This window comes from Proteus sp. TJ1640 (assembly GCF_003144445.1).
In the GTDB taxonomy this organism is placed as follows: domain Bacteria; phylum Pseudomonadota; class Gammaproteobacteria; order Enterobacterales; family Enterobacteriaceae; genus Proteus; species Proteus penneri.
This window is the reverse complement of record NZ_PENY01000021.1, coordinates 17852-29046: the sequence shown is the minus strand read 5'-3', so window position 1 is coordinate 29046 and position 11195 is coordinate 17852. Positions and strand designations below refer to the sequence as shown.

Here is an 11195-nt window from a genome sequence, read left to right as displayed (position 1 = left end):
TCTAATTAAGTTATTACGGTTTAATCTAAGCACCCAAATTTATAATAAAAGGTAACAAATTACCGTTACCTCTTATTTTATTTACTCGCGCAGTTAGCGAATTAATTACTTATTTAAAATAATAAAAAAAAATCGTATGATTTATTATTGATAATAAATGTGTTGTCTCATTTTAATAGTTTGCTATGCTCTGCGCGGGTGCTTGGATCAATCTGGTTCAAGCATTTTGCAAACACCAGAAAGAGAAAAGCCCCGATTATGTTATTTAACATTAACCGAGGCCGAATCTTACCCAACAACTTGATTCTGCCTCCATTTTTATCGGAGTGCAAGAGGGAATGAAAAAATATTCTTTAATCGGACTGGTTATCGTGACGATGATAATATCGAACCACGTATTATTAGAGAGTAAATATCTTATTTATTCATACCAACTACTGGATATTTAATTATTCAGGTTAATATAGCTTTTACTTTATATTAATCTTGTGGGGGAGTGCTCCCCCACAGTTTCCTTATTCAATAGTTGTGTATTTATCTAAGCACCCAAATTTATAATAAAAGGTAACAAATTACCGTTACCTCTTATTATATTAAAAATAAAAAAGCCGACCCCTATTTTTGGTCGGCATCCTAGATAGGAAAATATTGCGCGGAAGGCATGTAAAGCGCAAGAAAAACAACAAAGCGTCAATATCAAAGCTCTAGCAATATTACAAAAGATTTAAAACTTCACTTCCTGCTAATAAATAAGCACCAGCACCATAATCCATATTATGTTCAAACTTCACTTCACGAGGGTTAAATGCTGGAAGTTGAACCCAACCTATCATGCCGTTGTCATGAATACAGGTTTGTAATGCCGACCATGCTTTATTTAAAGCAGGAAAATATATTTCTTTCTCTAATACTCCCTGATTAATTCCCCATGCTAGTCCATAACAAAATAGTGCTGTAGCTGAACTTTCTGGTGCAGGAAAATTATCAGGATCAAGTAAACTGGTTCGCCAAAAACCATCTTCATGTTGATAACCTAGGATGGATGTCGCTAATTCTTTAAACAATGCAATATAACGTTCACGGCCATGATAATCATCAGGCATATATTTTAGGATGCGAGGTATCGAAGCTAAAACCCAACCGATACCACGGCTCCAAAATACTTTTTCACCATTAGCTTCACGTAATTCATTGCCTTGACCATCAGGAATATAGCGATGATCACGAAAGATAAGCCCTGTTTCAGGATCACGTAAATGGTCAATCGCATCCCAATAAGCTGTGTGCATATAATCTAAATAACGTCGCTCATTGGTGATTTCAGCTAACGCAGCAAAACCAGGAGGCGCCATAAAGAGTGCATCACACCACCACCAGTCTTCACGACCAGGTTTTGGCTCATCAATCATAATATCAAATGCTTTGATTGTTGGCTCAACCACTTCAGATTGTTCAAACAATGGACTAATAGCCAGATAAGCTTGTGCACACACATGATCATCTGCAAAGCGAGGATTAGGACCCGTTCTAAACCCAGTATGTAGTGTGTAATTCAATACACCATTAAGATATTCTTCATCTTGTGTGGCTTGCCATGCTGCACTGACACAACTCCATAAAACACCGCGTTCCCAATCTGTGTCTTTAATAAAACGGGTTTTTCCACTACGGCGGCAGACACTGCGAACTTGATTAGCCGATTGATAACGATACACTCGCTTCATATTTTGCAATACGGTATTCTTTTGCAAAGCCTCTGTATTAGCGTGTTCCATCCTACTTCTCCATGAAATTAACGAGCTAACCAACCACCATCAACTGCAATAGTGTATCCATTAACATAATCACTGGCTTTAGACGCTAAAAAAATCGCAGGACCAGCAACATCTTCTGGCGTTCCCCAACGTCCTGCAGGAATACGTTCTAGGATAGCTGCATTACGCACGTCATCTGCGCGTAGTGCTGCGGTGTTATCTGTTGCCATATAACCCGGAGCAATTGCATTTACATTGATATTATATTGAGAGAGTTCAGTCGCCAATGCGCGAGTTAATCCCATTACTGCGGATTTACTTGCGGTGTAAGAAGGTACACGAATACCACCTTGATAAGAGAGCATAGAAGCAATGTTAATTATCTTTCCACCCTCTCCTTGTTTTACAAATTGGCGAGCGACTTTTTGGGATAAAAAGAATAGTGTTTTCTGATTAATATCAATCACATCATCCCAATCTTTTTCACTAAATTCTAAAAGGTCTTCTCGACGAATAATCCCTGCATTATTCACCAAAATATCAATACGCCCCATCACAGAAACAGCTTCATCCACCAGCGCTTGTAATCCATCTTGTTTCATTAAATTTTGCGTAATGTAATGAAAGCGACGACCCAATGCTTCTACTTGTTGGCGAGTTTCTGGTGCATCTTGAATACCCACTCCCACAATATCTGCACCCGCTTTGGCTAAACCAATAGCCATGCCTTGACCTAAACCTGTATTACAACCTGTAACAATAGCAACTTTGCCATTTAAATCGAATAAATTCATAGCAGTAACCTCTCAGGTGTGGCTTCATTGCCACACCTTTTTTATAAGTAGAGTAAGAAGAAAATGTAACTATTCGTAGTTACTTCAGATCTTTCATTGCCACATGATCCATATCGTGGAAGACCTGATTCTCACCAACCATTCCCCAAATAAAGGTATAAGATGCAGAGCCCACACCAGAATGAATTGACCAGCTAGGGCTTATCACTGCTTGCTCATTACGAACAACTAAATGACGAGTTTCCGTTGGTTCCCCCATATAATGGAAAACCACATTGTCATCTTTCATATCAAAATAGAGATACACTTCCATACGACGCTCATGGGTATGACAAGGCATGGTATTCCATAAACTACCTGGTTCAAGAACTGTCATCCCCATAGATAATTGGCACGTTGGCAGAACTGAAGGGTGTAAGAATTTATAAATAGTACGAACGTTACAGTTTTCTGCATTACCTAATTTTTCAGGCGATGCTTGCTGTTGCGTTATTTTGCGCGTTGGGTAGGTATGATGAGCTGGCGCACAATTCATATAAAAACGCGCGGGTGTTTCTACACAATCACTGGTAAATTCAACACTTTTAGCGCCCATTCCGATATAAATTGCTTCACGAGCACCAATATCAAACACTTCACCATCAACAATTACTTTACCAGCACCACCAATATTAATGGCACCTAACTCACGTCTTTCTAAAAAGAAATCAACGCCTAATGCTTTACCTGCCATTAACGCTAAAGGCTGTGTTGTGGGAACAATACCGCCAACAATAATGCGATCTATATGGCTATAAGTGAGATTCATTTCCCCTTCACAGAATAGGTTTTCAATCAGGAACTCCTTGCGAAGTCCTTCTGTATCAAGCCTTTTAGCATGTTCACTATGAATTGGCTGACGAATTTCCATTATAAATACCTCATTTTTACTGATGGGTGCATAACAGAAAAGCTATGCATTTTCCCCGGATACAGAGTAAATATGATTTCCTCTGATGAATGTATCGGTGAGATGAAAGCACTCATCCACCACAGCAAAGCTGGCTTGTCGCCCCACTTTGATATAACCCAATTTATCGCCGATGCCGAGATACTCTGCAGGGATCGCAGTTGCCATTTGTACCGCTTCCCACTCAGGTATGTGCGCAAGTTGCACCATATTTCGCAATGCACTATCTAAGCTACAAGTACTCCCAGCCAAAGAACCATCGGCAGTTTTTGCTTGACCTTGGGTGACGCTAACTGTTTGAGCACCTAGCGTATAATCACCATCAGGTAATCCCCCCGCACGCATACAATCTGTAATTAGCGCAAGTTGTTGGTAACCTTTCATGCGATACGCTAATTGCATCATCACGGGATGAACATGAATGCCATCGGCAATCAATTCCGCCAATACATCGTGATACAACACGGCGCCACAACATCCTGGCTCTCGGTGATGAAGTCCCGTCATCCCGTTATACAAGTGCACGCCACAATCAGCGCCATGTAAAAATGCATCTGACGTTTGTTCATAAGTTGCCGCTGTATGTGCCACACTAGGTTTAATGCCTCGATTGACCAACCAATCAATCGCTTCTATTGAACCTTGTGCTTCTGGCGCAACAGCGACACGCAATAATGAGTCACCCGCACTTTCAAGTAGTGTTTCTAACTCTGATATTGTCGGTGCTTTTAGATATTTCATCGGGTGAGAGCCTCGATGGCGCTCGGTAAAATAAGGCCCTTCTAAAAAGCTCCCAAGCAACAACGCACCAGACGTTTGTGGCTTTGATAAGAACTCACGTACTTGTGATAATGCGAGACGAATATCATCTATAGGCGCAGTAACCGTTGTACCAACCCACGCTACAACGCCTGTTTTCACTAAAGCATCCGCGATGGTTTGCAACCCTTGCTCGGTCGCATCCATAACATCCGCACCTTCACGACCATGAATATGGATATCCACAAAACCGGGTAATAATGATTTCCCTTTTAGGCGAATAATGGGGCAATCAGTTGGTGCTTGTGAGGTGATCGATTCAATGACATCGCCCCTAACACAGACATAACAGAGATAACGAATCCCTTCAGGTGTAAACGTTCTATCTGCCAAAATGGCGTATCGCTGACTCATAAGCCGTCTTCTTCATCAGCATCATTGCTGTCTATTTGTGCCAATTGCTCACGAATATCCTGAATACTCTCTTGACCTATTTCGCGTAACGTTTGCACTAATTCTGACGTTGAACCCCCTTCTCGTTCAAAAGCGGCATTAACAATCATCGGTAAATTCACCCCAGCTAACACCTCAACATCGGGATTTTGCATCATAATGGCCATTGCTCGATTACAAGGGGTTCCACCAGGTAAATCTGTTAAGAACAAATATTGCTGACATGACATTGAGTCAATCGCTTCACGCATTTTTTCTTCTAATTCATCAGGGGAAATAGACTCAACAAAATCAATAAACGCGATATTTTCCTGTTCTCCAGCAATCGCTTTTACGGCTGATGCCATACCAGAAGCAAAATTAAGATGTCCTGAAACAATAAGACCTATCATGAGTGACTCCTTGCGGGCAGCAGAAGCCTCTCCTGCCCGTTTATAGCAAGTTAATAATGTATTTCGATTGACAATAACGACTGTGGTAAAGGCTCTCTGTTATAAGAATCCTAATACATGGCCGACAACGCCAAATGCAAGAGTTGAGAAAATCAATACCGGAGGTTTACCCCAAAAACCGGTGCTTTTTACCATTTTGTACATCAGGAAAACTAAGCACAAAGGCAGTAAATTCGGCATGATTTTGTCAAAGAGCGCGGTTTGCAATTCGACCACCTTTCCTCCCAGCTCTAACGAGGCGGTGGTTTGCACCTTGATAAAGGTCGCGGAGAGTGCCCCAATGACAAAGATCCCCATAATATTGGCGGCTTTAGCCAGTTTTTCAGTGGCATCACTCATATTGACCATCGCAGCGGTTCCCGCGCGATAACCCATAAACATCAGCCCGAAATACACTAAAAAGTGCACAATTTGATATAAAAAGAAGAAAACAAAAGGCCCCGCAATCGACCCCTCCATAGCAATAGATGCGCCCAATGCTAATGTCAGTGGCATTAAGGTCATGTGGTCAATAGCATCACCAATGCCCCCTGTTGGCCCCATTCCTGCTACTTTCATCACGTTAACAGTTGATGGTTTTTCTTTGTTTTCTTCCATTGCAACAGCCGTACCTAATAAAAAGGTAAACAGCTTAGGACTGGCATTAAAAAATTGCAGATGGTTTTTCAGTGATGTTGCATAATCGCGTTTATTATTCCCGTGGATCTTCTTTAATGCTGGAATAATTGAGAAGGCAAATCCACCACCTTGCATACGTTCAAAGTTAAAGTTACCTTCCATAAATAACCCTCGGAACGCACACTTCCAAAGGTCACCTTTCGTGATCACTTTTCTGACTGTGGTATCTTGATACTCATCAATGCCATCAATCAAAGAACCTGTTTCTGTTTTATCCTGCGTTTTCAATGCGGTGCTGTTATCAGATACCATCTTCGAAATCCTCATTCTGCTGACTTGTATTTTTGTTGTTACCACTAAAGAAGAAGTAGAGCGCGGCGGCTGATGCGCCTAAAATAGCGACCGCCATAATTGGCAGTTTTAAATAGGTTGTCATAACGAAACCAATGAAGAACACACCGGCAACTTCTTTTGACCACATGATTTTCAGCAACATGGCGAAACCAATAGCAGGAACCATCTTCGCACCAATACCTAAACCTTCAAGCAACACTTTCGGGGTATTCTCATCAATCCATTGAGCTGCATGTTCACCAAAATAGACCGTTACGAAGGCAACTAAAGCATAGAGTAATGAACGTACTATAATCGTGATAATCAGTAGCCGTGACACACCACCAGCATCAGCTCTTTCTGCGTATCTATCGGCTTTTCCCATAGTGAATGCCGTCATTGCAAAGAAGCCAATCACCAACATTTGCATTAACACAGCAATTGGCATACCAATCCCCATAGCAACTTCAGGTGATTGATTTGTCATTACCGCAAAAGCAACCGCAGCAATGGTGCCTAATGTTACATCTGGTGGCTGAGCACCGGCGTTAGGAACAAGTCCTAACCAAGCAAGTTCTAATGTTGCACCTGCAATCAATCCAACCTGCATATCACCCATAATCAGACCAACAACAGGCCCTGTAATTAATGGTCTGTGAATATTTAATGCAACATCATACTTATCTATACCGCAAAAGAAGGCCCATAAAGCCACTAAAGAAGCTTCAAAAATCATAAATAATCCTCAAACCTGCTAATGCAGGTTTTTTGTTCAGGAAATTATCAGGCTGATGCTAGCGCTAACACGTCAACCGGTGTCTGATCGGGGGTGTTTTGGATTGTGCAAGTCACGCCGTTTGCGACAAGGCGTTTAAACGCATCAATGTCGGCATCATTGACTGATACGGTTTTCGCAATTTGGCGTTTCCCTTCATGAAAATGCATATTGCCAACATTACAGTGAGTAATGGGCACACCGCCTTCCACTAAACGGGCAACATCTTTCGGGTTATTACACAAAACAAAAATTTTCTGACGAGGAGATGCTTTACTAATAACATCAATAGTTTTTTGAATAGAGAAGAAGCGAACAGCATACTCACCACCCGCTGACGCTTTCATACCTGCTTGCATAAATGCGGCATTAGGGCCTTCTGCTGCATCATCATTAGCCACTAAAATCAGGTTTGCTTCAGTATGTTTACCCCATGTAATGCGGATTTGACCATGGAGTAAACGTTCATCAATGCGAGTCCAGACAATATTAGGTGTGTTCATAATTAGCTCTCTTATTATATTTTATTAATTTAAAGCAGACTGTGTGTCGTCTTTTTTGTGTGAGAACGGATAAATTGTGACGCCTTGTACAACGCGGTTGATTTCTCCTGTCGGAGACGGGTTATCAGGCGTATTCCCTAGTGCAATGGAACTGTGAAATGCGAATGATTGCGCCAACATCAAGTAAGGGAACAATAGCGCCACATCAGAACAGTTCTCTAACGCAGGAATATAAACAAAACTCTCTGGTGAGAAAGCGTTATCATTTCGTGCGGTGATCGCGATCACCTTGCCTGATGCATTATCGTGAATAACCTCTCGTAATAAGTCTGTCTCATATTGACGTGTATAATGATCATTAGAGAAAAACATCACCACTAAAGTTTCTTTATTTACGATAGACTTAGGCCCATGTCGAAAACCTAATGGAGTATCAAAGCTTGCAACCACTTTACCCGCTGTAAGCTCTAACATTTTCAACGCAGCTTCTTGCGCTAAACCTTGCAATCCACCGCTTCCTAGATAAATAACTCGTTTAAACTTACCCGCGTATTTATCCCGAATAATTTGATTGGCTTTATTAAACTGTGCTTTATAGTGACTAAAAAAAGGTGCGATAGAATCCCTAAAGACGTTATCCCCTAAAAAAATGGTCACTGCCGCCATCATCATGGATGAAAAGCTAGAGGTCATTGCTAAAGAACGGTCATTGGATTCTTCAGGCATCAACAATGCCAATGCACTACTGTTATTTTGGCAATATTCATAAAGCTTGCCATTTGCATTACATGTCAGCACTAAGTGATGACACTGAGATAGACATTCAGTCGCAACATCTAACGCTGCCACACTTTCAGGGCTATTACCCGAGCGAGCAAAAGAGATTAATAATGTTGGGATATCTTCTGCTAAATATTCTTGTGGATCAGCCACTAAATCGGTTGTAGCAATCGCATCTACTCGACGTTTTGTATGGCCACTTAAAATAGGCGCCAATGCTTTTCCAGCAAATGCGGACGTACCAGCACCTGTTAAAATAATTCGTGCATGAGGCACTGCGAGGGCTTTATCTAAAAAAGCTTCAATATCAGTACGTTTCTCTTTTACTGATTGCCATGTTTTCTTCCAACATTCTGGTTGTTGCTCAATCTCTTTCGCAGTCCAAAATGCATTCAGTTGCTCTAATTTAGCGGTCTGATAACTTAAATATTCCATGGTTTCCCTCAATTAATGGACATAGCACGCATCGGCATACACCGATAACACATCACGAATTTTCGCAATAACAAAAGATTCAGGCGATCCGTCAATCATGCCTTCTCTAAATTGGGTAAATTGATAAGGCAGATATTGACTCAGTAATGGCAGTGGAATTGGTTTAACGGATAAGTTATCCATTAGCGTATCGATGGCGGCATTAATTTCAGCATCAGGCCAGTAATAGCGAATACGATCACTAAAACTATATACTCGAGCAAAGGCTTGTTGACGCTCATCACCGTGATAATATTTTTGCCAAAATCCAGGCTCTCGGCACATCAGTTGTTCCATTTTTTCGCGCAATTTAGAGCACTGTTCTTGAGGGAATAATGTTTCTTCAATGGAGCAAAGTGCGTATAAACCTTCACGCATTGCAAAGGTTAATGCGGGTCCAACTTTTAAAATGGCAAAGTGATCATGAACTAGCTGTTTATAAGCTTCTTTAGTTTGATAATCCGTAGAGTGGGCTTCAAAAACAAGGTGAGAATAATCATTTACCACTTGGCTTAATGCTTGTGCTTCTTCTTGTTGATAATCAATGATACCCGTATGATCAAATTCAACGCCGGGTTGAACTACTAAACCAATAACGCGTTGCCAACAATCACCAACACCCACATCATGAAAAGCTTGGCGATGGCATTCTAAGGTTTTACGCGCAGCATCAGGTGAAGTAACTTCAACAGTATCAAGCTCTTCAGCAGCACCGCCTGGAACGGGTACTTCTGTACCAACAACATAAACAATATCACTTGTACCAAATGTCTCTTTTGCCGTATTTTCTGCAATTACAGCGAGGCGAGCGGCACGAGATGCCACAATTTCATCCGTCAAAGGAATAGGATCATCAGCACAAGACATACTGCAATCAAGATGGATTTTCTTAAAACCCGCAGCAACATAATGTGCAATCAACACATCTGCATTTGCCATCGCATCTTCAGCATTAAGGTGTTGCCAACGATTAGGCCCTAAATGATCGCCACCAAGAATAAGCTTCTCGATAGGAAAACCAACATTTTTCGCCTGTTCAATAACATATTGGTAGAAGTCAGCGGGGGTCATTCCTGTATAGCCACCAAACTGATCAACCTGATTAGAGGTGGCTTCAATTAGCAGAAAGGAATCATTATCCAGCGCTTGTAATAGAGCTGCTTCTATTACTAAAGGATGGGCAGAACAAACAGAATAAATACCATTCTGTTTGCCTGATTTATGTTGCTGAACAATCTTTTCTAAAGGATGCATTAATACTAACTCCATAATCAACACCGGCGGTGTTGCTAATGGAGTTAGCAAATTACGATGCCTTATCGTCGACGATAATCACTTCGATTTTATGATCTTTCAGTTCCTGAATATATTCTTCAGGAATACCTGAATCGGTCACTAATATATCAATATCACCAAATTCTCTGATCATATGACAGCTGCGTTTACTGAATTTCGTAGAATCGGCAACCGCAATAATCGTTTCTGAGATATCACACATTAAACGGTTAAGACTGGCTTCCTGTTCATTGTGTGTAGTAATACCAACACGTAAATCGAATCCGTCAACACCTAGAAAAACCTTATCAAAACGGTAATTTCTAAGGCTATTTTCAGCTTGTGAGCCAGAAAAAGACAACGCACTTTTTCGCAATACACCACCGGTCATTAATACTTCCACACCTGAGGTATTTGCTAACTCCATTGCGACATCCAGACCGTTAGTCATGACCACTACATTTTCGCGCGACTTTAAATGTGTCGCGATTTCGCGAGTAGTTGTCCCCGAGTCAAGAATGACGGTGTCTCCATCCTTTATCAGCGTTGCGGCTGCTTTCCCGATTAATGTTTTTATGCCCGCGTTTTGTCCACGTTTTTCGTGGATACTCAATTCGGCAATAAATCCTGTGTTAGGAATTGCTGCGCCATGAGAGCGAACGATATAACCATTTTTTTCAAGAAAGCTTAGATCGCTGCGGATAGTGACACTTGAGACTTTAAATAATTCAGCGAGATCTTCGACTCTGGCTTTACCTTGCTGGTTTACCATATCGAGGATTTCCATACGCCTCTCAACTGCCGCTTTCACTTTCGTCTCCTTACGAAACCAAAAGACTTTCTTTCGATTGGTTTCGAATATAGTTTACTACGCCAATTTTTACCGACAATGCAAAAAAACAAAACTTTTGATCTCTTTCACAAAGTTTCGAATCATCATCGATTACTTACGATTATTTTCGTGTAGCTTCAATGATAGCCTTGAGGCCATCAGTTTCCAATAATTAAAATGATATAACGCAACACTACACTTGTTATTACACCATCTATAGCTAGATAAAATACAATAATATAGATTTTATCTCGTCTTATCTCACAAAATAAAGATTAAAACTTCATTACATTCATTTATTTTCGAAAAAAAATCATAATAAATAACTCAAATAGTCAATAGAATATGAAATAGTATCGAATCGAAAGTATTTTTATCGAAAATAATCGTATTTATCTTTCGCAAAAATCTTTCATTTGCTTTCGATATCTCGTATTTGTGATT

At 40.7% G+C, this 11195-nt stretch carries 11 protein-coding genes; all 11 read right to left on the bottom strand.

Translation table 11 applies throughout. The features are described from left to right. Positions 1 to 713: 713 nt before the first annotated feature. A complete protein-coding gene (locus DK861_RS07680) occupies positions 714 to 1775 on the bottom strand; it encodes a glycoside hydrolase family 88 protein (RefSeq protein WP_109399735.1) in 1062 nt (353 codons plus the stop codon). Positions 1776 to 1792: 17 nt separating this feature from the next. After that, positions 1793 to 2548 carry a 2-dehydro-3-deoxy-D-gluconate 5-dehydrogenase KduD gene (kduD, locus tag DK861_RS07675; protein ID WP_006533833.1) on the bottom strand — a complete coding sequence of 252 codons (756 nt, stop codon included), beginning with the start codon at positions 2546 to 2548 and terminating at the stop codon, positions 1793 to 1795. Between the two features lie 79 nt (positions 2549 to 2627). Next, positions 2628 to 3458 carry a 5-dehydro-4-deoxy-D-glucuronate isomerase gene (kduI, locus tag DK861_RS07670; protein ID WP_006533834.1) on the bottom strand — a complete coding sequence of 277 codons (831 nt, stop codon included), beginning with the start codon at positions 3456 to 3458 and terminating at the stop codon, positions 2628 to 2630. A 42-nt stretch (positions 3459 to 3500) separates the two neighbouring features. Then, positions 3501 to 4670 (bottom strand): N-acetylglucosamine-6-phosphate deacetylase, encoded by a 1170-nt coding sequence (gene nagA / locus DK861_RS07665; RefSeq protein ID WP_109399734.1) that lies wholly within the window; start codon positions 4668 to 4670, stop codon positions 3501 to 3503. Next, a complete protein-coding gene (agaF, locus tag DK861_RS07660) occupies positions 4667 to 5101 on the bottom strand; it encodes a PTS galactosamine/N-acetylgalactosamine transporter subunit IIA (protein ID WP_109399733.1) in 435 nt (144 codons plus the stop codon). Before agaF ends, nagA begins: the two co-directional genes overlap by 4 nt. 99 nt (positions 5102 to 5200) lie before the next feature. Further along, the gene (locus DK861_RS07655; protein ID WP_072063421.1) at positions 5201 to 6091 is read right to left on the bottom strand and encodes a PTS system mannose/fructose/sorbose family transporter subunit IID; all 891 of its coding nucleotides are present in this window, start codon (positions 6089 to 6091) and stop codon (positions 5201 to 5203) included. Then, positions 6081 to 6848 carry a PTS N-acetylgalactosamine transporter subunit IIC gene (agaW, locus tag DK861_RS07650; protein WP_006533840.1) on the bottom strand — a complete coding sequence of 256 codons (768 nt, stop codon included), beginning with the start codon at positions 6846 to 6848 and terminating at the stop codon, positions 6081 to 6083. The genes DK861_RS07655 and agaW overlap by 11 nt, the downstream gene beginning before the upstream one ends. Before the next feature lie 47 nt (positions 6849 to 6895). Further along, positions 6896 to 7390 carry a PTS N-acetylgalactosamine transporter subunit IIB gene (agaV, locus tag DK861_RS07645; protein ID WP_072063422.1) on the bottom strand — a complete coding sequence of 165 codons (495 nt, stop codon included), beginning with the start codon at positions 7388 to 7390 and terminating at the stop codon, positions 6896 to 6898. A 24-nt stretch (positions 7391 to 7414) separates the two neighbouring features. Continuing rightward, positions 7415 to 8605 (bottom strand): SIS domain-containing protein, encoded by a 1191-nt coding sequence (locus tag DK861_RS07640; RefSeq protein ID WP_109399732.1) that lies wholly within the window; start codon positions 8603 to 8605, stop codon positions 7415 to 7417. Positions 8606 to 8617: 12 nt separating this feature from the next. Further along, the gene (kbaZ, locus tag DK861_RS07635; RefSeq protein WP_109399912.1) at positions 8618 to 9898 is read right to left on the bottom strand and encodes a tagatose-bisphosphate aldolase subunit KbaZ; all 1281 of its coding nucleotides are present in this window, start codon (positions 9896 to 9898) and stop codon (positions 8618 to 8620) included. Between the two features lie 52 nt (positions 9899 to 9950). After that, positions 9951 to 10730: a transcriptional repressor AgaR gene (gene agaR, locus DK861_RS07630; RefSeq protein WP_036912386.1), complete on the bottom strand. Its 780-nt coding sequence runs from the start codon at positions 10728 to 10730 to the stop codon at positions 9951 to 9953. Between the last annotated feature and the right edge of the window lie 465 nt (positions 10731 to 11195).